Genomic DNA, 18,563 nt, shown 5'->3' with positions numbered 1-18,563 from the left:
CGACACATCAGCGAAGGAGAAACCATGAGCGACTACGCAGTCGTCAACCCGGCCACCGGCGAGACCCTGGCCACCTACCCCGTCGCGACGGACGCGGAACTCGAGCAGGCGCTGGCGGCCGCGGACGCGGCATCCCGAGGCTGGGCGCGCACCTCCACCGTCGCCGAACGCGCCGCGCTGCTGCGGCGGGTCGCCGAGCTTCACCGCGAGCGGCGCGACGACCTCGGCGCGATCATCGTGCGCGAGATGGGCAAGCCCCTCGCCGCGGCCGTCGCCGAGGTGGACTTCGCCGCCGACATCACCGAGTTCTACGCGGACAATGCCGAGCGGATCATGGCGGATCAGCCGATCGACATCCTCGGAGAGGGGACCGCGGTGATCCGCCGCTCGCCGCTGGGCGTGCTGCTGGGGATCATGCCGTGGAACTTCCCGTACTACCAGGTGGCCCGGTTCGCCGCACCCAACCTGCTGATCGGCAACCCGATCCTGCTCAAGCATGCCGGCCAGTGCCCGGAGTCCTCCGCCGCGATCGAGACGATGTACCACGATGCCGGCTTCCCCGAGGGCGCGTACACCAACCTGTACCTGACCAACGAGCAGGCCGCCGAGGTGATCGCCGACCCCCGCGTGCACGGCGTGTCGGTCACCGGGTCGGAGCGTGCCGGTGCGGCCGTCGCGGAGGTCGCCGGACGCAACCTCAAGAAGGTCGTCCTGGAACTCGGCGGATCGGACCCGTTCATCCTGCTCTCCACCGATGATCTGGATGCCGCCGTCCAGGCCGCCGCGGACGCGCGTCTGGACAACACCGGCCAGTCCTGCAACGCGGCCAAACGCTTCATCGTCGCCGACGAGCTGTACCAGCCGTTCCTGGAGAAGTTCACCGCCGTCATGACCGGGTCCAAGCTAGGCGATCCGTTCGCCGAGGACACCGTGCTGGGTCCGCTGTCGTCCCTGGCGGCCGCGGAGCGCCTCGAAGAGCAGGTCGAGAAGGCGGTCGCGCAGGGCGCGACGCTGGTGGCCGGAGGCTCGCGTGACGGCGCGTTCTATCCCGCGACGGTGCTCACCGATGTGACACCCGAGATGGACGCGTACCGCGAAGAGTTCTTCGGACCCGTGGGCATCGTGTACCGCGCGGCCGACGAGGAGGATGCCGTCCGGATCGCCAACGACACCCCGTTCGGGCTCGGCTCCTACGTGTTCACCACCGACCAGGATCAGGCGCAGCGGGTCGCGGACCGCATCGAGGCCGGCATGGTCTACGTGAACCTCGTGCTCGCGGACTCGCCGGAGCTGCCGTTCGGCGGTGTCAAGCGCAGCGGCACCGGCCGGGAGATGGGGCTGCTCGCGGCGGACGAGTTCGTGAACAAGAAGCTGGTCCGCGTCGGCGCGTGAGCGCCCGGCCGGGTCCGCGCGGACCCGGCCCGCGGTTCGCCCGCATCCAGCCCATGCCGTACACTGGAATGAGCAGTTGAAGTCTGCATTCTTTCGCCGTGCCCGCTGTCCGGGCCTGCTCCCTTTCATACAGGTCGCGGTGCGAGTGTGCAGGCATCCTGAGGCCGCAGGCCTCTAGGGCGGTAGCTCAATTGGCAGAGCAGCGGTCTCCAAAACCGCAGGTTGCAGGTTCGATTCCTGTCCGCCCTGCGCGTCAGCCGAAGCTGACACACGGAAGGTAATCAGGTGGGTTCGATGATCCAAGACGAGCCGAAGGGCGAGGTCGTCGCTTCGGGCGGCGCGCCCCGCACGAAGAAGCCGAACGTCTTCGCTCGCATCGCGCTGTTCGTCCGTCAGGTGTTCGCCGAACTCCGCAAGGTCGTCACGCCGACGCGCCAAGAGCTGATCAAGTACACGGGCGTCGTGCTCGGGTTCGTGGTCGTGATGATGGCGCTGGTCTACGGCCTGGACCTGCTGTTCGTCTGGGTGACGACCGTCGTCTTCGGCGTTCCCGCCTGACCACTTGAGTTGCACCGCGGGGCGGATCGCTGAATCCGACGCCCACGAAACGGAAGAGAACGCAATTGTCTGAAAGATATGTAGACGACGCCGACTGGGCGACCGCCGCTGAGCAGTCGTCCGAGGACGACGAAGCCCAGGAGGGCAGCATCCTCGCCCAGGAGGACCGTGCCAACACGCCGGCCGAACACCTGGCCGTGCACATCGTCGACGACGAGGAAGAAGACCTCTCGGATCTGGACGACATCGACATCGACGATCCGGAGGCGGACGCAATCGTGAACGACGCTCTGCACATCGACAAGGCCGACGAGGCCGAAGCGGCCGCTGAGGTGCTGACCGATTCGCTCGCCGACGAGGTCGCCGAGTACGCGGCCGACCACGCCGATGACGTGACCCCGTACGACGGTCCCGACATCAACGGCGACGAGGATGAGCCCGTGCTGGACGCGGAGTTCGTCGCCGAGGTGGATGCCGCAGCAGAGGTCGTCGACGAGGTCGAAGCATCCGTCAGCCCGGCCGATGCCGCCACCGTCGAGCCCGACCTCGACGCGGCAGACGCCGAAGACGCTGACGATGCGGACGCGGTGGACACCGCCGGCGCGGTCGCCGAGGACGGCGACACCGAGGACGGCGACACCGAGGACGGCGAGGAAGACCCGTACGAGGCGTTCCGCGCCGAGCTGCGCAGCCTCCCGGGCAAGTGGTACGTCATCCACTCGTACGCCGGATTCGAGCGCAAGGTGAAGGCGAACATCGAGCAGCGCAAGTCCACGCTCGAGGTCGAAGACGACATCTACCAGGTCGAGGTCCCGATGGAGGACGTCGTCGAGATCAAGAACGGACAGCGCAAGATGGTCACGCGCGTCCGGATCCCCGGCTATGTGCTCGTGCGCATGGAGCTGAACGAGGACACCTGGTCTGTCGTGCGGCACACGCCGGGCGTGACCGGCTTCGTCGGCAACGCGCACAACCCGACGCCGCTGCGGTTCGAAGAGTCCTTCAACATGCTCAAGAGCCTCGTCGAGATCAAGGAAGTCGCACCCGCCAAGGGCGCCGCTGCCAAGGGCGGCCACGCCGTCGCACGCAGCATCCCCGCCGAGGTCGACTTCGAGGTCGGCGAGACCATCACGATCAAGGAAGGCTCGTTCGCGGGTCTGCCCGGCACGATCAGCGAGATCAAGCCCGAGAGCGGAAAGCTCACGGTCCTGGTCTCCCTTTTCGAGCGCGAGACGCCGGTCGAGCTGTCGTTCGATCAGGTCACGAAGCTTTGACGCGGCGCGGATCAATTCTGCGAAGCAGGGTTGATGCGCGATCGGGTCAAGGTTGAGTAGCGCGCGAAGCGCGCGTATCGAAACCCAATAGAGACTTCCCCGGTTCACCGGGGAGAACCGCGGCTCGGAGACGCCGAGTGTGCGGGAGAACGGATGCCGCGGCATCCGCTCGATGAAAGGAAAAGGAAATGGCACCCAAGAAGAAGGTGACCGGCCTGATCAAACTCCAGATCAAAGCCGGCGCCGCCAACCCGGCGCCGCCGATCGGGCCCGCGCTCGGTCAGCACGGCGTCAACATCATGGAGTTCTGCAAGGCCTACAACGCCGCCACCGAGGCGCAGCGTGGCAACGTCATCCCCGTCGAGATCACCGTCTACGAGGACCGCAGCTTCACGTTCATCCTCAAGACGCCGCCGGCGGCCGAGCTGATCAAGAAGGCCGCAGGCGTGGCCAAGGGCTCGCCGACCCCGCACACGACCAAGGTGGCAAAGCTCACCAAGGCTCAGGTGCGCGAGATCGCCGAGGTCAAGCAGCCCGACCTGAACGCGAATGACCTCGAGGCCGCCTCGAAGATCATCGCCGGTACCGCCCGTTCCATGGGCATCACGGTTGAGGACTGAGGGAGATAACGACCATGGCTACCAAGTCCAAGGCCTACCAGGCCGCCGCCGCGAAGATCGCGGCTGACAAGTTCTACACGCCCACCGAGGCCGTCGCCCTGGCGAAGGAGACCGGTTCGGCGAAGTTCGACTCGACCGTCGAGGTCGCGCTGAAGCTCGCCGTCGACCCCCGCAAGGCGGACCAGATGGTGCGCGGCACCGTCATCCTGCCGCACGGAACCGGCAAGACCGCCCGAGTGATCGTCTTCGCGACCGGCCCGGCCGCTGAAGCCGCGATCGCCGCAGGTGCCGATGAGGTCGGCGGCGCCGAGCTCATCCAGCGCGTCGCCGACGGCTGGACCAACTTCGATGCCGCCGTGGCCACCCCTGAGCTCATGGGCCAGGTCGGTCGTCTCGGCAAGGTCCTGGGTCCCCGCGGCCTGATGCCGAACCCGAAGACCGGCACCGTGACCCCCAACCCGGCCAAGGCCGTCGAGGAGATCAAGGGCGGAAAGATCGAGTTCCGCGTCGACAAGCACGCCAACGTGCACTTCGTGGTGGGCAAGGCCTCGTTCTCGGCCGACCAGCTCGACGAGAACATCAAGGCTGCGCTCGAGGAGATCATCCGCCTCAAGCCGTCCAGCTCGAAGGGCCGCTACATCCAGAAGGGCGCCGTGTCGACCACGTTCGGCCCCGGCATCCCGCTGGATGTCAACTCGCTGTAGACACCCGCTCTCGCACGCGCAGCCCAGGCTCCGCGTGCGACTGCACGAAGGGGTCCCGCCGATTCGGCGGGACCCCTTCGTCGTCCGCCACGGGTGTGCCCCCGCCGGTGCGGCGGCCCGTCGCAACCGCGCGCGGCGCGCGGCTGCGGCGTACCGTCGGAGGATCCGCACCGCGAGAGGACGGCCGCCATGCCCGCCACACTGCAAGACCTGCTGGGGATCGACGAGCCGATCGTGCTCGGGCCCTTCGGCGGGGCGTCGTCGGTCGAGCTGACCGCGCTGGTGAGCGACAGCGGCGGTCTCGGCTCGTTCGGGCTGTACGGGTACCCACCCGAGCGCATCCACGCCGTCATCACCGGACTGCGCGCCGCCACCGACCGGCCGTTCGCCGTCAACTTGTGGGTGCCGACCGGCGACGAAGTGACACCGGCGGACCTGGACCTGCAGCGGTTCCTGGATGTCCTGGCGCCGCTGTACGCCGACGTGGGGATGCCCGCTCCGACACCGCCGGCGGCCTTCCTGCCTTCCTTCGATGACCAGTTCGACGCCGTGCTGGATGCCGCACCTGCCGTCGTCAGCTTCGTCTTCGGCGTGCCCGCTGCCGAGGTGATCGCCCGTGCGCATCGGCGCGGAATGGTCGTGCTGGCCACCGCGACCACCGTCGCCGAAGCCAGGGCACTGCACGAGGCGGGCGTGGACGCCATCGTCGCCAGCGGGATGGAGGCGGCCGGGCACCGGGTGTCGTTCCTGCGCCCCGCCGAGCAGTCGCTGGTCGGGCTGTTCTCACTCCTGCCTCAGGTCGCCGACGCCGTCGGCGTGCCGGTGATCGCGGCCGGCGGCATCGCCGACCGGCGCGGCGTCGCGGCGGCGTTCGCGCTCGGCGCCGTCGGCGTTCAGGTGGGCACGGCATTCCTGCGCACCCGCCAGTCGGCCGTTCCGGATGCACACCGCACCGCCATCGCCGCCGCGGACGACACCGCTACGGTGCTGACCCGGGCGATGAGCGGCCGCCTGGCCCGCGGCATCCCGAATCACGCGATGCGCGAGATCGAGACCGGCGGCCTGATCGCCCCGTTCCCGGCACAGAACTGGTTGACCGGAGCCTTCCGCGCCGAGGCGGCCGCGCAGGACCGCGGGGAGTTGCTGTCCTTGTGGGCGGGTCAGTCCGCCGCGCTGACCCGCCACGACGACGCCGCTGACGTGTTCGCCGAGCTGCGTGCCGGAGTGCCCGGCTGAGGCGGCGGCGAAACGCAGCGTAACGATAAGCGCTCGCCCGCCGGGTCGCGTGATGTACTGGTTCGTCCTGCCCCCAGCAGAGCCGATATCTCAGGAGCACCACAGCGCATGTCACGTCGTACCGTTTTCGCCGCCATCGTCCTCGCCGCTTCGGCCGCTCTCACCCTCTCCGCGTGCGGCGCCGGCTCAGATCCTGCCTCCTCCGCGCCGGCCGACGAGTTGGATCTGGTCCGGGCCGGAACCCTCACGGTGGCGACCGAGGGCACCTACCGACCCTTCAGCTTCCACGACGCATCCGGCGAGCTCGTCGGCTTCGACGTGGAGATCGCCGAGGCCGTCGCCGAGAAGCTCGGACTCGAGATCTCGTTCCAGGAGACGCAATGGGACGCGATCTTCGCCGGTCTGGAGGCGGGCCGTTTCGACGTCATCGGCAACCAGGTCTCGATCAACCCGGAGCGCGAGGAGAAGTACCTCTTCAGCGAGCCGTACTCCGTCTCGCCGGGCGTGATCGTCGTCCCCGAGGACGACGAGTCGATCTCGAGCTTCGCGGACCTCGCCGGAAAGACGACGGCGCAGTCGCTCACCAGCAACTGGTACGAACTCGCCCAGGAGAGCGGTGCCACCGTCGAAGCTGTCGAGGGCTGGGCTCAGGCCGTGGCCCTGCTCACGCAGGGACGGGTGGATGCGACCATCAACGACAAGCTCACCTTCCTGGACTACGAGACCACAGACGGCCCCACCGGCCTGAAGATCGCCGCCGAGACCGACGATCCGGCCAGCAGCGCGTTCACCTTCACGAAGGACAAGCAGGCGCTGGTCGACGCGATCGACCAGGCGCTGGGTGAACTGCGCGAGGAGGGCGTGCTCGCCGAGATCAGCGAGAAGTACTTCGGCGCCGACGTCACGTCGTAGTCGCGGTGACACGGCCCGCCTCCTCGCGCGGCCGTGATTGGTGAGGAGGGGTGATGAACGAGACGTGGACCCTGGTCGTCGACTCGTTCTGGCCCCTGCTGTGGGCGGGACTGCGGGGGACCATCCCGCTGGCGCTGGCCTCGTTCGCGATCGGATTGGTGCTCGCCCTCGGCGTCGCCCTCATGCGGATCTCGGGAAGTCGCGTGCTGTCGGCCGTCGCCCGTTTCTACATCTCCGTCATCCGGGGCACGCCGCTGCTGGTCCAGCTCTTCGTGATCTTCTACGGGCTGCCCTCGCTCGGCATCGTGGTCGACCCCTGGCCGGCGGCGATCCTCGCCTTCTCGCTGAACGTCGGCGGTTACGCCGCCGAGATCATCCGCGCCGCCATCCTGTCCGTCCCGAAGGGACAATGGGAGGCCGGTTACACCGTCGGACTCTCGCACGGCAAGCAGCTCACACGGATCATCCTCCCGCAGGCTGCGCGAGTGTCCGTGCCGCCGCTGTCCAACACGTTCATCTCGCTGGTGAAGGACACCTCGCTTGCGTCGCTGATCCTGGTCACCGAACTGTTCCGTCAGGCCCAGACCATCGCCGCCTTCACCTACGAGTTCATGATCATCTACCTCGAGGCGGCGCTGATCTACTGGCTGTTCTGTCTGGTGCTCTCGGCCGGACAGGGTGCCCTGGAGAAGAGGCTGGACCGCTATGTCGCCCACTGACGTCCCCGGCTCCGATCCGCTCGCTCCACCGGCGGCCGCCCTGGCCGGACCCCTGCTGCGCGTGCGCGGACTGCAGAAGAGCTTCGGCGCCAATCGGGTGCTGAAGGGTGTGGACTTCGAGGTGCAGCGCGGCGACGTGGTCTGCTTGATCGGTCCGAGCGGGTCGGGCAAGACGACCGTGCTGCGCACGTTGAACGGGCTGGAGACGCCCGACGGCGGTGTGATCGAATTCGCCGACGCCGAGGTGACGGACTTCTCGCGCCGTCCGTCCAAAGCACAGCGGATGGCGCTGCGCGATCGCTCCGCGATGGTTTTCCAGCACCACAACCTCTTCCCGCACCTGACGGTGATCGAGAACGTCATCGAGGGTCCGGTCCACGCGCACGGCGTGCCCAAGGCGGTGGCGGTGCAGCGGGCCGAGCGGCTTCTGGACCGGGTCGGTCTCGCCGACAAGCGCGACGCGTATCCGTTCCAGCTGTCCGGCGGACAGCAGCAGCGCGTCGGGATCGTCCGCGCCCTGGCTCTGCAGCCCGACCTGCTGCTGTTCGACGAGCCCACCAGCGCGCTGGACCCCGAACTGGTCGGCGAGGTCCTCGTGGTGCTGAAGGAGCTCGCGGACGAGGGCTGGACCATGGTGATCGTGACCCACGAACTCGCCTTCGCCCGTGAGGTCGCGGACGAGGTGCTGTTCTTCGACGACGGCGTCATCCTGGAGCGCGGTGCGCCCAAGGCGCTGCTGGCCAACCCGACGCACGAGCGGACGAGGCGTTTCCTGGACCGGATCCTGCGTCCGTTCGAGGACTGATCCGGCCCCGCGCCGCCGCGTCGGGAGCCGTACGGCAGACTCAGGCCGTCACCGCCCGATGAGCGCGCGCGTGCGTCGCGTCCGCCCACGGGCTCCACACGAACCACGTCGGCAGTGCCGCGACCAGCCGCGGCGAACCGCTCACCGAGATCGCCCCGGACCGGACCGCATCCTGCCAGCGACGGTATCCCTGGAAGACGTCGGCGAGATCGCCGGTGGCCATGGTCACCACCAGGTCGACGCTGAAGCCGGGATGCTGCGTGCACACCGACACCGCGGCGTGCTCGAGCACGAACCAGATCGTGTCCGGATCGGGTGCGGTGTGGCGCCACTCGATGACCGTCCGCCGGGGCGGGAATCGCGCGGTGTCCACCCTGCGATGCATCCACCACATGAGCGTCGTCGGCTCCACGTCGTGCGGCTCCATGTCCTCGAACAGCCACTCGATCGCCCAGCGGCCTAGACTGTCCAGAACCCGCTCGAGGTCGCGCCCTGCGGGCGTGAGGTGGTACTCGCTGCCATGACCCGTCGGCGACGGCCATGTCTCCAGCACGCCGCTGCGCTCCAGGTGCCGCAGGCGCTGCACGAGCAGGGAGCGCGAGATCCCGGGCAGGGCTCGCGCGATGTCGTTGAAGCGCGTGTTGCCCAGCACCAGCTCGCGCACGACCAGGGGCGTCCAGCGGTCGGCCATGACCTCGCTGGCCATCGCGATGGGACAGTACCGTCCGTAATCAGCCATGGCTCCATGGTCCCGCCGCCCATGCCGCTGCGGTAGTCCGGAATCTGGACCGGCGGAGTCCCGATCGTGCACTGGAGCGCGGGCCGCTCCCCGGCGGATGCTGTCCCCATGAGCACCATCGAGAGCATCCAAGACAGCGCAGCAGGGAGCGCTTCGGCTTCCCTGACCGACCGTGCGAACGGCATCGGTCCGATCCTCGCGGCGAACGCGGCGCGCCACGATCGGGAGGGCACGTTCGTCGTCGAGGCGTACGACGCCCTCAGGGAGGCAGGCCTGCTCAAGGCCGCTGTCCCCAGGGAGCTCGGCGGCGACGGGGCGAGCATCCGCGAGCTGGCGGACCTGCAGCGCACTCTCGGGCACTACTGCGGGGCGACCGCGCTGGCCAGCGCGATGCATCAGCACGTGACACGCTTCACGACCTGGCGATACCGGCGAGGTCTGCCGGGGGCCGAAGCGACCCTGCGCCGCATCGCCGACGAGCAGATCGTGCTCGTCTCCACCGGCGGGGGCGACTTCACCCACCCGACCGGCCAGGCCACCCCCGTGGCCGGAGGTTATCGCGTGAGCGGACGAAAGCGCTTCGTGAGCCAGGGCGCGGTCGGCACCGTGATGTCCACGATGGTCCCCGTCGCTGACCCGGAGCGCGGCATGCGCGTGCTGAACATGGCCATCCCGTTCGCCGCGGACGGCATCGTCCGGGCGGAGAACTGGGACGTGCTCGGCATGCGGGGCACCGCGAGCGACGACGTCGTGCTGACCGACGTGTTCGTCCCGCATGAGCGCGTGCTCGCCGACCGCCCGTACGGAGTCATCGATCCTCCGCTTCAGGTGATCGCGGGCATCGGGTTCGCGATCATCTCCGGTGCCTACCTCGGTGTCGCCGAGGCGGCGTTCGCTGAGGCCGTCGCGGCGGGTGCACGCCATCCCGATGACCTGACCGTCCAGCGGTCGCTGGGGCTCATGCGCCACCGGCTGCAGGTCGCCTCCTGGGCGCTCGCAGGCGCCCTGACCGAACTCGGCGACGATCCGACGCCCTCATACGACGCCTTCCTCGCTGTGATGGCGGCCAAGGCCGAGATCGCGCGCGCTGGCGCGGAAGTGTGCGATCTGGCGATGCAGGTGGTCGGGGGCGCGGGCTACTTCACGGGTTCGATCGTCGAGCGCTGCTATCGCGACATCCGCGCGGCGGCCTTTCATCCGCTCACCCCCGAGGCGACGTTGCTCGCGGCCGGACGACACGCGATGGGCCTGCCGCAGGAGTGACGCGCCTGCCGGCTCCGCGCGGGCGTGCCGTCCTGCTACCGCACGTCGAATGCGCGTTCGCCGGTCGGGACGGCATCCGTCACTCGCGCCTGGTCGACGCGCGAGCCGGGCGGGCCGTGCGCCATCCAGGCGAGGACCTCGTCGACCTGCGCCGGAGTCCCCTCGATCTCCGCTTCGACCGTGCCGTCCGGGCGGTTGCGCACCCACCCGGCGACGCCGGCGTCGACCGCGATCATGCGCATCGTGTAGCGATAGCCCACGCCTTGGACGTCCCCGCTCACGATCACGTGCACACGTTTCATTCCTCCATCGTGGTGCCCGTGGGGGTGTGCCGGCCAGTGGCGGGTGCGAGGATGCAGTCATGGGAACCGTCGATGACTACCTCAGCGGACTCGACGACGCCGACCGCGACGCGATCGCGCACGTCTACGCCATCGCGCGCGAGGTGGTCCCGGACGCGGAGCAGGGCAAGGGCTATGGGATGCCGGCGCTCGTGTACCGCGGCAAACCGCTGATCTCGGTGATGCGTGCCCGCAGGCACATCGGCGTCTACCCGTTCAGCCCGGAGGCCGTGACCGGAGTCGCCGGGGCGGTCGAACAGGTGGAGGAGTCGGGGCTGGACAAGGGCACCATTCGCTTCCAGCCCGACCACCCGCTCCCGGACGAGGTGGTCCGCGAGCTGGTGCGCCGGCGCCGCGACCAGATCGACGGCTGAAACCCCGCCCATCGGGCTCAGTGGGGGAGGATCAGGCTGACCCCGATGCCGACCATGACCAGGGCGATGACCGCGTCCAGGATCCGCCACGCGCGCGGTGTGCCGAGCCACCGGCTGAGGTAGCGGGCGCCGAAGGCGAGCGCGAAGAACCAGATCACGCTCGCCGACATCGCGCCGGCCGCGAAGAGCCAGCGCGCGTGGCCGTGCGTGCTGGCGATCGAACCCAGCAGGAAGACGGTGTCCAGGTACACATGCGGGTTCAGCCACGTCAGCGCCAGGCACGTCAGGGCCACCGGCAGGGCGCGCGGGGCGGCGCGGGCGATGAGCACCGACGCCTGTGGTGTCTGCGGGGCGACCGTGGTCGCCCGCGGAGACCGGTCGAGGGGATCCGAGGGGGTCTCGGTGGGCGCGAGCGCCCCGCCGGACGGGCGCCAGGCGCGACGCGCGGCGAGCAGCCCGTAGGCGAACAGGAAGGCCGCGCCCGCCCACCGCACGACGTCGATCAGCCACGGCACCGCGGTCAGCACCAAGCCCACCCCCGAGACGCCGAGGGCGATGAGGACGGCATCCGAGATCGCGCAGATCGCGGCCACGAGGACGACGTGCTCCCGACGCAGGCCCTGACGCAGCACGAAGAGGTTCTGTGCGCCGATCGCGATGATCAGCGAGAAGCCCAGCCCGAGGCCGGCGAGTGCTGACGAGAACATACTCCGACGCTACGGTCCTCCCCCTGATGAGTCCAACTGAAGATTCTACAGATGCATTAGCATCGCTTATCATGCGTATTCCGCTCGACCTGGCTGAGACCGTGGCGGCAGTGGCCGACGAGGGCACGCTGGACGCCGCGGCCCGCCGACTGCGGCTGACCCCGTCGGCGGTCAGCCAGCGCATCAAGGCACTCGAGGAGCAGCTCGGCCGCGTGGTCCTGGTGCGGTCCAAGCCGGCCCGGCTCACCGAAGCCGGTGCGGCCGTGGTGCGGATGGCCCGACAGGTGGCACTGCTGGAGCACGACACTCTCACCGAGCTCGGCGCGGGCGGCGACGAGGGTTCTCGCACGTCCGTCCCGCTCGCCGTGAACGCCGACTCGTTGGCGACCTGGTTCCTCGAGCCGCTCGCGCGGCTGGCCGAGCGGCATCCGATCGTCTTCGAGCTGCACCGCGACGATCAGGACTTCACCGCCGCGCTCCTGGAGTCGGGCACCGTGATGGGTGCGGTGACCTCGCGCGCGACGCCGGTCGCCGGATGCCGCGTGAGCACGCTCGGTGCGATGCGGTACGAAGCCGTCGCCACACCGGCGTTCGCACGACGATGGATGCCGGATCCCGCGTCCCCGGCGACGCTGGTCGACGCGCCGGTGGTGGACTTCGACCGTCGCGACGACCTGCAGACGCTGTGGATGCGGGAGTGCGGTATCGACGAGTCCCTGCCCGCGCGGCACTACGTCCCCGCTTCGAACGATTTCGCTGCTGCCGTGCGCCTGGGCCTGGGGTGGGCGCTGCTGCCGACGTTCCAATCGCAGGCGGGCCTGGCGCGCGGCGACCTCGTCCGGCTCGGCGGCCCGCCCATCGACGTGCCCCTGTACTGGCAGCAGTGGAATCTGCGTTCCGCGCTGCTGGGTGCCATCGCGGACGAGGTCGTCGCCGAGGGTCGCCGGGTGCTGCGCCCGATCCGCGCGCAGGCCGCCGGCTGACTCAGTCGTCGCTGACGCGCAGGTTCAGTCGTCGCTGACGCGCAGGACGATCTTGCCGCGCGTGTGGCCCTGCTCCAGCTCGGCGTGCGCGGCCGCCGCATCCTTGAGGTCGAAGACGCGGTCGATGTAGACCTGGACGGCGCCGGAGTCCAGCAGGCGTCCGATCGTCGCCAGCGCGCTGCCGTCGGGAGTGACTTTGAAGCTCGTCGCCCTGACGCCGGCCGCGGCCGCGGCGGCGGCATAGCCCGGCCAGGAGCCGGTCGGCACGACGATGTACAGTCCACCCGGTCGCAGCACGGCCAGCGATCTCTCGCCGGTGTTCGCCTTCGCGTTACCGACCAGGTCGATCACGACGTCGACGTCGGCGACGACATCCTCGAAGCGGGTCGTGGTGTGGTCGATCACCACTGATGCCCCCAGCTCCCTCAGCCACGCGGCGTTCCGCGCCGAGCCGGTCGCGGTGACGTGCGCGCCGAAGTACGCGGCGAACTGCACGGCCAAGTGGCCCACACCGCCGCCGCCGGCATGGATGAGCACCCGCTGCCCTTCGTGCGCGTGGGCGGTCTCGACGACCAGACCCCATGCGGTCAGGGCAGCGAGGGGAACGCCGGCGGCCTCCACATGCGACAGCGCCGCCGGCTTGCGCGCCACCGACTGCGACGGCACGACTGCGTACTCTGCATAGGTGCCGCCCGAGCGGGGGAAGGCCACCATGCCGTAGACCGGCGTCCCGGCGGCGAGGGGATGGGAGTCGTACGGCGAGGTGACCACGATGCCGCTGAAATCGAAGCCCGGCGTGGCCGGGTAGTCGCTGATCGCGGCGGACAGTCCCGCACCGGCACGGGTCTTCGCGTCGATCGGATTGACCCCCGCAGCCACGACCCGCACGAGCAGCTCGTCCATCACCGGTGTGGGGACGGCGACGGACGCCGCGCGCAGCACGGTGGGGTCGCCGGTGGTCTCCATCACCGTGGCGCGCATGGTCTCGGGCGGGTCTGCCACCGCCACCGCGGTGGGCGCGGGGGCGGATGCGGATTGCAACGGCCGGAATCTCATCGCACGCTCCTTAGGAGTGCGCGTCGTCGTCGGCAGCACTCGTTGCCTGGTCCCCACAGTCAACCCTGACTATGTCTCGTCCGTGTTACGCGGGTGCTACCGGCCGGCTAAGCCGAGCCGGCCGCCGCGCAGCATCAGGGGTTCTCGCCGGTCGTCAACGAGTGCAGGAGCCGCGCGAGGTGGCGGATGTCTTCGACGGACCACTCCTGCAGGCTGTCCAGCAGCGCGCTGTCGTGCGGCGCGCGGGCCGCGGCCAGGCGCTCGATCCCTTCCGGGGTGGGGGAGAGGAGGCTGGATCGACCGTCGGCGGGGTCGGGGGTGCGGGTGACGAGCCCGAGCTCTTCGAGCTCGCGCACCGTGCGACTCACCTGCCCCTTGTCGGCCGTCAGCGATTCGGCCAGGCAGGAGAGGGTGATGCTCTCGCGGCGCGCGATCGTGGTGAACACCTTGTAGGCGCCGGGCAGCATGCCCGGGCTCACCCGCTCGGCGTTCTCGGCGATCAGGCGGCGGATCCGCGTGAGCAGTTCGCCGAACTCCGCCTCGAGGGCGCGCACCGCTTCGGTGCGCGCCTCTCGGGACTCCGGGTCCACCATGGCCGTCGACATCAGCCGCGGCGGGTCGCGGGCCTGCCGCCGACCGATCCGGCCGGCGCGTCCTCCGCGGTCGCAGGGATGGAGCCGGTCGCAGCCAGGGCCGACATCCCCTCGGCGGTCGTGATCGTGGCGAGGTCCGCCTCACCGGCGGCGATCCGCTCCGCCGTCGTCATACGGGTCAGCGGCACGTTGGGCAGGAAGACGATCGCGATCAGGCTGATGATCGCCAGCGGCACGGCGATCAGGAACGACTGCGCGATGCCCTGCGCGTAGATGTCCTCGACGATGACCCGCACCGCGGTCGGCAGCAGGCTGACCTGGGGGAGCGTGCCGGACTGGAGCTGTTCGGCCACAGCCGCGCCGTCCGCACCCAGATTCACGATCGCCGCGGTCAGCGCGTCCTTGCTGGAGGCGAACAGGCCGGTGACCGAGGTCGCCAGTGCGGCACCCATGACCGAGACGCCGATCGTTCCCCCCAGGCTGCGGAAGAACGCCACACCCGAGCTGGCCACGCCCATCTCCTCGGGCTTGGCCGTGTTCTGGACGATGAGCACGAGGTTCTGCATGGTCATTCCCACGCCCGCGCCGAGCAGGAACATGTACAGCGAGACCAGCACGAAGTTCGTGTCGTACCGCAGGGTGGACAGCAGCACCGAACCCGCGATCAGCAGCACGCTGCCCACGATCAGGTAGATCTTCCACTTGCCGAAGCGGCTGATCAGCTGACCCACGATGATCGACGAGAGCAGCAGACCGCCGATCATCGGCAGCGTGAGCAGGCCGGCCTCGGTCGGGGTGGCGCCGCGGGCCATCTGCATGTACTGGCTGAGGAACACCGACGTGCCGAACATGGCGACACCGGTGGCGATGGAGGCGATCACCGAGAGCGTGTACGTCCGGTTGCGGAACATCGACAACGGCACGAGAGGCTCGCGCGAGCGGAACTCCACGATCACGAACAGGATCGCACCGACGAGTGCGCCGCCTGCCATGAGGATCGTCTCGATGCTCCACCAGTCGAACGTGTCGCCGGCGTTGGTGATCCAGACCAGCAGCAGCGAGACCGATGCGGCCAGGAGCACGATGCCGAGGTAGTCGATGCGCGCCTTCTTCTTGGGGCGCGTGGGGATGTGCAGGGTCAGCTGCAGGATGATCAGGGCGGCGATCGCGAAGGGGATCGCGACGTAGAAGTTCCAGCGCCAGCCGATGCCATCGGTGATGAACCCGCCGAGCAGCGGTCCGCCGATCGTGCCCAGAGCCATCACGGCGCCGAACAGGCCCATGTAGCGTCCGCGCTCCCGGGGGCTGATGATGTCGGCCATGATGATCTGGCTCAGCGCGGCCAGACCGCCGGCGCCGATGCCCTGCGCGGCGCGGAACGCGATGAGCGTGCCGGCGTCCTGCGAGAAGCCCGCGGCCGCGGTGGCCAGGACGAAGAGGATCAGTGCGATCTGGATGAGCACCTTGCGGTTGAACAGGTCCGCCAGCTTGCCCCAGATGGGGGTCGAGATGGCGGTGGTCAGCAAGGTGGCGGTGATGACCCAGGTGAAGGCGGCCTGATCGCCGCCGATGTCGTGGATGATGACCGGAAGCGAGGTGGAGACGACCGTCGCGGCGAGGATCGAGACGAACATTCCGAGCAGAAGGCCGGACAGCGCTTCGAGGACCTTCCGTCGGGACATGCGCGGCGGTTCGGTCGTCAGCGCCGAGGCAGGGGTATTGACAGACGCCAAGAGGGGGGCCTTTCGAGCGTGGAGACGTGCGCGGCGACGGTGACGCGATGGTTGACTGTAGTCAACTATATCGCAGATCGTTGACTCGCGTCAACCAATTCAGTCGGTCAGGGCGAGGGCGCGGAAGGGCTCGCGCGGGGCCGGTGGCCGCGGCATCCGTCCGTCGGGGTGTGCGCTCGGCGGGCCGGCGAGCGGCCGCAGGGTGGTCCGGCGGTGCAGCTCGTCGATGAGCGACGTCGCCAGGGCGACCAGTTTCGCGATCTCGACCTCGTCGCGGTCGACCCACTCGCAGCGAGGCTCGTCGCCGACCGGGACGAAATCGCTGTGCTCCTCCCACGCCACCAGGGTGCGCTCGGCGCCCAGGACATGCTGCTGCCACCACACCTGCCGCATGTACGGGCGGGGGATGCTGCGCCAGGACTTGTTGGTCGTCTTGATCTCACACAGGATGACGCGGCCCTGGGCATCGACGACGACCCCGTCGGGGGTGGCGAGGTGACGCTTCTCGACGACCGCGTGGAACAGCGCGCTGGAGGGCAGGATGCCGTGGGTCGCGGCGACCCAGCGGGCGATCTCGGGCTCGCGGATCCGGCCGTGGGCGGTGTAGGCGTTGCCCGAGAATCCGGAGCCCATGAGCTTCGCGTCGGCGGCCTTGGCGATGGCCTTCGCCGAGGTGAGCGACGCGACATCCGTCGCAGTGATGCCGCGTGAGCGAGCCCGGACCCAGGCCACCCGGTCGCGGGAGTCCGCGACGATGCGGGCGGCGAGTTCGGGGGTCACGTCTTCGAGGGTAACCCCGCAGGCGGACCCCGCCCGGCCGACATGCCCGGTCCGCGCCGGGCCGGACCGCATCCGCAGCGCGCCCCTTGCGCGCGCTGCGGACGGTGGCAGGGTCGGTGTATGGACACCATCACCGCAGACCAGTTCCGGGCGGAGCCCGGCGTCGAGGACTGGCGCCCGGGGCAGGCCGGCGCGATCGCCGAGTTCAAGACCGGAACCTTCGCCACGGGGGCGCGGCTGTTCGCCGCCATCGCCGAACTCGCCGAGGCAGCCGATCACCATCCCGATGTCACGGTGACCTACCCGAGGGTGACCGTGACGCTCATCACGCACTCTGCGGGCGGCCTGACCGCGAAGGACGTGGCCCTCGCGCGGCAGATCTCCGCCGCCGCGCGGGACCTCGGCCTCGCGCCGACGCCCCGCTGATCCGCAGTCCCGCTTCTCCTGCCCCGCGAGCGCACGGCTTGCCGCCGAGCGCACGGGGTGCCGCCGAGCGCACGGCTTGCCGCCGGTCAGAAGGCGTGCACCCGACGGCAGGCCGTGCAGTCGGGAACGGAAGGGCGGCGCGCGCGCTCCTCCCCAGGAGCGCACGGTAGGCCGTGCAGTCGGGAACGGAAGGGCGGCGCGCGCGCTCCTCCCCAGGGGTGCAGGGCGTGCCGCCTATCCCGATTCGCCTGCGCACCGCGGATGCGGGGCAACGGACGCCGGATGCTGAGGCATGCGCCGCGCTGCGTCGATCCCCGACCTGAGTCTGCTCGTCCGCTCCCGCACGGCCCTTCTGGCCGGAGGCTGGACGGAGCGGTCCATCCGGCTTGCGGTGGGCAGCGGCCGGCTCCGGGTGATCCGTCGGGGAGCCTTCATGGACGCGCAGGACGCCGCCACGCTGTGGCCGGAGGCGTGGCACCTGGCGCATGTCATCGCCGTCGCACGTGAGGCCACCGGCGACGGGGTCATCTCGCACGAGTCCGCGGGTGTCGCATGGTCGCTGCCGCTGTACCGCCATCGACCGCTCCGCGTGCACGTCACCACTCCGGCGCCGTCCCGCATCTCCAGTGGCGCGGACGTGATGAGGCATGTCGCGCCGCTCCCGGCGTCGGACATCGTCGTGCGCCACGGCATCCGCTGCACTTCGCTCGAGCGGACCGTCTTCGACATGGTGCGCACCCTCGGACCGGACGCATCGGTGGCCGCTGCCGACGCCGCTGAGCGGCAGTTCGCGCTGCGCGGCCGGGTGTGGGACGAGGATGCCGTCGCCTGCTGGCGCCGATCCATGCGGGAACGGGTCACCGCGGCGTCAGGCGCACGGGGGATCCGGCAGGCGCGGTGGGTGACCGCGTTCGCCGACGGCCGGGCTCAGCTGCCGGGGGAGAGCGTGAGCCGGCTCCAGCTGGTGCGGCTCGGCTTCGACGCGCCGCAGCTGCAGGTTCCGGTGGCCGGGCCGGCGGAGAACACGTATTTCGTGGATTTCGGGCTGACCGACGTCCGCGCATTCGGCGAGTTCGACGGCAAGGACAAGTACCTCGACGTCGCGATGCGCCGCGGCGTCGCGCTCGAGAAGATCCTGCTCGAGGAGAAGCGCCGCGAGGACTGGATCCGCGGAACGACGCAGTGGCGATTCGCCCGCTGGGAGGACGAGCACAGCGTGACTCCGCAGGCGCTCGCCGCACGCCTGGCGTCTTTCGGCATCCGCGCGCCGGGCTGATCCGGTACCGGTCCGCACGCGAGTGCACGACTTACACGCGAGTGCACGGCCTTCCGACACCGGAAAGCCGTG

General features: G+C 69.7%; 21 protein-coding genes and 1 tRNA gene. 15 read left to right on the top strand and 7 right to left on the bottom strand.

What is annotated here, in order from left to right:
* Positions 1-24 precede the first annotated feature (24 nt).
* The 10 genes from QNO12_RS12615 to QNO12_RS12570 all read left to right on the top strand — a co-directional run bounded on the left by QNO12_RS12615 (position 25) and on the right by QNO12_RS12570 (position 8,220).
* Positions 25-1,392, top strand: coding sequence for an NAD-dependent succinate-semialdehyde dehydrogenase (locus tag QNO12_RS12615; RefSeq protein WP_257503047.1), 1,368 nt, complete (start codon positions 25-27; stop codon positions 1,390-1,392).
* Between the two features lie 176 nt (positions 1,393-1,568).
* Positions 1,569-1,641, top strand: a tRNA-Trp gene (locus tag QNO12_RS12610).
* Between the two features lie 45 nt (positions 1,642-1,686).
* The gene (gene secE / locus QNO12_RS12605; protein WP_257503046.1) at positions 1,687-1,950 is read left to right on the top strand and encodes a preprotein translocase subunit SecE; all 264 of its coding nucleotides are present in this window, start codon (positions 1,687-1,689) and stop codon (positions 1,948-1,950) included.
* A gap of 65 nt (positions 1,951-2,015) precedes the next feature.
* Complete coding sequence (nusG, locus tag QNO12_RS12600) at positions 2,016-3,224, top strand: transcription termination/antitermination protein NusG (RefSeq protein ID WP_257503045.1); 1,209 nt, start codon at positions 2,016-2,018, stop codon at positions 3,222-3,224.
* Positions 3,225-3,412: 188 nt separating this feature from the next.
* Positions 3,413-3,844: a 50S ribosomal protein L11 gene (rplK, locus tag QNO12_RS12595; RefSeq protein ID WP_257503044.1), complete on the top strand. Its 432-nt coding sequence runs from the start codon at positions 3,413-3,415 to the stop codon at positions 3,842-3,844.
* Positions 3,845-3,858: 14 nt separating this feature from the next.
* Positions 3,859-4,548: a 50S ribosomal protein L1 gene (gene rplA, locus QNO12_RS12590; RefSeq protein WP_257503043.1), complete on the top strand. Its 690-nt coding sequence runs from the start codon at positions 3,859-3,861 to the stop codon at positions 4,546-4,548.
* Between the two features lie 189 nt (positions 4,549-4,737).
* The gene (locus QNO12_RS12585) at positions 4,738-5,784 is read left to right on the top strand and encodes an NAD(P)H-dependent flavin oxidoreductase (RefSeq protein ID WP_257503042.1); all 1,047 of its coding nucleotides are present in this window, start codon (positions 4,738-4,740) and stop codon (positions 5,782-5,784) included.
* Positions 5,785-5,892: 108 nt separating this feature from the next.
* Positions 5,893-6,696: an amino acid ABC transporter substrate-binding protein gene (locus QNO12_RS12580; protein ID WP_257503041.1), complete on the top strand. Its 804-nt coding sequence runs from the start codon at positions 5,893-5,895 to the stop codon at positions 6,694-6,696.
* A 53-nt stretch (positions 6,697-6,749) separates the two neighbouring features.
* Positions 6,750-7,415 (top strand): amino acid ABC transporter permease, encoded by a 666-nt coding sequence (locus QNO12_RS12575; RefSeq protein WP_257503040.1) that lies wholly within the window; start codon positions 6,750-6,752, stop codon positions 7,413-7,415.
* On the top strand, positions 7,402-8,220 hold the full coding sequence (locus tag QNO12_RS12570) for an amino acid ABC transporter ATP-binding protein (protein WP_285177992.1): 819 nt from the start codon (positions 7,402-7,404) through the stop codon (positions 8,218-8,220). Before QNO12_RS12575 ends, QNO12_RS12570 begins: the two co-directional genes overlap by 14 nt.
* A gap of 40 nt (positions 8,221-8,260) precedes the next feature.
* Here the strand turns inward: QNO12_RS12570 and QNO12_RS12565 are convergent, their stop codons facing one another.
* Entirely contained in the window at positions 8,261-8,959 is a 699-nt protein-coding gene (locus QNO12_RS12565; protein ID WP_257503039.1) for a winged helix-turn-helix transcriptional regulator, read from the bottom strand.
* Positions 8,960-9,067: 108 nt separating this feature from the next.
* Here QNO12_RS12565 and QNO12_RS12560 point away from each other — a divergent pair, with 108 nt between their 5' ends.
* Complete coding sequence (locus QNO12_RS12560; RefSeq protein WP_257503038.1) at positions 9,068-10,222, top strand: acyl-CoA dehydrogenase family protein; 1,155 nt, start codon at positions 9,068-9,070, stop codon at positions 10,220-10,222.
* 35 nt (positions 10,223-10,257) lie between these two features.
* Here the strand turns inward: QNO12_RS12560 and QNO12_RS12555 are convergent, their stop codons facing one another.
* On the bottom strand, positions 10,258-10,524 hold the full coding sequence (locus QNO12_RS12555; RefSeq protein ID WP_257503037.1) for an acylphosphatase: 267 nt from the start codon (positions 10,522-10,524) through the stop codon (positions 10,258-10,260).
* A gap of 59 nt (positions 10,525-10,583) precedes the next feature.
* Between QNO12_RS12555 and QNO12_RS12550 the strand changes: the two genes are divergently transcribed.
* Positions 10,584-10,937 carry an iron chaperone gene (locus QNO12_RS12550; RefSeq protein ID WP_257503036.1) on the top strand — a complete coding sequence of 118 codons (354 nt, stop codon included), beginning with the start codon at positions 10,584-10,586 and terminating at the stop codon, positions 10,935-10,937.
* Between the two features lie 17 nt (positions 10,938-10,954).
* Here the strand turns inward: QNO12_RS12550 and QNO12_RS12545 are convergent, their stop codons facing one another.
* The gene (locus QNO12_RS12545; RefSeq protein ID WP_257503035.1) at positions 10,955-11,644 is read right to left on the bottom strand and encodes a LysE/ArgO family amino acid transporter; all 690 of its coding nucleotides are present in this window, start codon (positions 11,642-11,644) and stop codon (positions 10,955-10,957) included.
* A gap of 71 nt (positions 11,645-11,715) precedes the next feature.
* On the opposite strand from QNO12_RS12545, the gene QNO12_RS12540 reads away from it, so the two are divergent.
* Complete coding sequence (locus QNO12_RS12540) at positions 11,716-12,627, top strand: LysR family transcriptional regulator ArgP (protein WP_257503034.1); 912 nt, start codon at positions 11,716-11,718, stop codon at positions 12,625-12,627.
* A 24-nt stretch (positions 12,628-12,651) separates the two neighbouring features.
* On the opposite strand, the gene QNO12_RS12535 is transcribed toward QNO12_RS12540, so the two are convergent.
* The 4 genes from QNO12_RS12535 to QNO12_RS12520 all read right to left on the bottom strand — a co-directional run bounded on the left by QNO12_RS12535 (position 12,652) and on the right by QNO12_RS12520 (position 16,789).
* Positions 12,652-13,683 carry an NADP-dependent oxidoreductase gene (locus QNO12_RS12535; RefSeq protein ID WP_257503033.1) on the bottom strand — a complete coding sequence of 344 codons (1,032 nt, stop codon included), beginning with the start codon at positions 13,681-13,683 and terminating at the stop codon, positions 12,652-12,654.
* A gap of 134 nt (positions 13,684-13,817) precedes the next feature.
* Positions 13,818-14,288, bottom strand: coding sequence for a MarR family winged helix-turn-helix transcriptional regulator (locus QNO12_RS12530; protein WP_257503032.1), 471 nt, complete (start codon positions 14,286-14,288; stop codon positions 13,818-13,820).
* Complete coding sequence (locus QNO12_RS12525; RefSeq protein WP_257503031.1) at positions 14,288-15,958, bottom strand: MDR family MFS transporter; 1,671 nt, start codon at positions 15,956-15,958, stop codon at positions 14,288-14,290. The genes QNO12_RS12530 and QNO12_RS12525 overlap by 1 nt, the downstream gene beginning before the upstream one ends.
* A 150-nt stretch (positions 15,959-16,108) precedes the next feature.
* On the bottom strand, positions 16,109-16,789 hold the full coding sequence (locus QNO12_RS12520) for a YqaJ viral recombinase family protein (RefSeq protein ID WP_257503030.1): 681 nt from the start codon (positions 16,787-16,789) through the stop codon (positions 16,109-16,111).
* A gap of 120 nt (positions 16,790-16,909) precedes the next feature.
* On the opposite strand from QNO12_RS12520, the gene QNO12_RS12515 reads away from it, so the two are divergent.
* Positions 16,910-17,215, top strand: coding sequence for a 4a-hydroxytetrahydrobiopterin dehydratase (locus tag QNO12_RS12515; protein ID WP_257503029.1), 306 nt, complete (start codon positions 16,910-16,912; stop codon positions 17,213-17,215).
* Between the two features lie 292 nt (positions 17,216-17,507).
* The gene (locus QNO12_RS12510; RefSeq protein WP_257503028.1) at positions 17,508-18,491 is read left to right on the top strand and encodes a hypothetical protein; all 984 of its coding nucleotides are present in this window, start codon (positions 17,508-17,510) and stop codon (positions 18,489-18,491) included.
* Positions 18,492-18,563: the final 72 nt, after the last annotated feature.

Source organism: Microbacterium sp. zg-B185 (assembly GCF_030246885.1).
In the GTDB taxonomy this organism is placed as follows: domain Bacteria; phylum Actinomycetota; class Actinomycetes; order Actinomycetales; family Microbacteriaceae; genus Microbacterium.
This window is presented reverse-complemented; position numbering and strand designations above follow the sequence as displayed.

Coding starts and splice junctions, on each gene's coding strand:
- QNO12_RS12575 (WP_257503040.1), top strand. CDS start 6,750: ATGAACGAGACGTGGACCCTGGTCGTCGACTCGTTCTGGCCCCTGCTG.
- QNO12_RS12515 (WP_257503029.1), top strand. CDS start 16,910: ATGGACACCATCACCGCAGACCAGTTCCGGGCGGAGCCCGGCGTCGAG.
- QNO12_RS12535 (WP_257503033.1), bottom strand. CDS start 13,683: ATGAGATTCCGGCCGTTGCAATCCGCATCCGCCCCCGCGCCCACCGCG.
- QNO12_RS12530 (WP_257503032.1), bottom strand. CDS start 14,288: ATGTCGACGGCCATGGTGGACCCGGAGTCCCGAGAGGCGCGCACCGAA.
- rplK (WP_257503044.1), top strand. CDS start 3,413: ATGGCACCCAAGAAGAAGGTGACCGGCCTGATCAAACTCCAGATCAAA.
- QNO12_RS12565 (WP_257503039.1), bottom strand. CDS start 8,959: ATGGCTGATTACGGACGGTACTGTCCCATCGCGATGGCCAGCGAGGTC.
- QNO12_RS12550 (WP_257503036.1), top strand. CDS start 10,584: ATGGGAACCGTCGATGACTACCTCAGCGGACTCGACGACGCCGACCGC.
- QNO12_RS12560 (WP_257503038.1), top strand. CDS start 9,068: ATGAGCACCATCGAGAGCATCCAAGACAGCGCAGCAGGGAGCGCTTCG.
- QNO12_RS12555 (WP_257503037.1), bottom strand. CDS start 10,524: ATGAAACGTGTGCACGTGATCGTGAGCGGGGACGTCCAAGGCGTGGGC.
- QNO12_RS12615 (WP_257503047.1), top strand. CDS start 25: ATGAGCGACTACGCAGTCGTCAACCCGGCCACCGGCGAGACCCTGGCC.
- secE (WP_257503046.1), top strand. CDS start 1,687: ATGATCCAAGACGAGCCGAAGGGCGAGGTCGTCGCTTCGGGCGGCGCG.
- rplA (WP_257503043.1), top strand. CDS start 3,859: ATGGCTACCAAGTCCAAGGCCTACCAGGCCGCCGCCGCGAAGATCGCG.
- QNO12_RS12525 (WP_257503031.1), bottom strand. CDS start 15,958: ATGTCCCGACGGAAGGTCCTCGAAGCGCTGTCCGGCCTTCTGCTCGGA.
- QNO12_RS12570 (WP_285177992.1), top strand. CDS start 7,402: ATGTCGCCCACTGACGTCCCCGGCTCCGATCCGCTCGCTCCACCGGCG.
- QNO12_RS12540 (WP_257503034.1), top strand. CDS start 11,716: ATGCGTATTCCGCTCGACCTGGCTGAGACCGTGGCGGCAGTGGCCGAC.
- QNO12_RS12510 (WP_257503028.1), top strand. CDS start 17,508: ATGCGCCGCGCTGCGTCGATCCCCGACCTGAGTCTGCTCGTCCGCTCC.
- QNO12_RS12580 (WP_257503041.1), top strand. CDS start 5,893: ATGTCACGTCGTACCGTTTTCGCCGCCATCGTCCTCGCCGCTTCGGCC.
- QNO12_RS12545 (WP_257503035.1), bottom strand. CDS start 11,644: ATGTTCTCGTCAGCACTCGCCGGCCTCGGGCTGGGCTTCTCGCTGATC.
- QNO12_RS12585 (WP_257503042.1), top strand. CDS start 4,738: ATGCCCGCCACACTGCAAGACCTGCTGGGGATCGACGAGCCGATCGTG.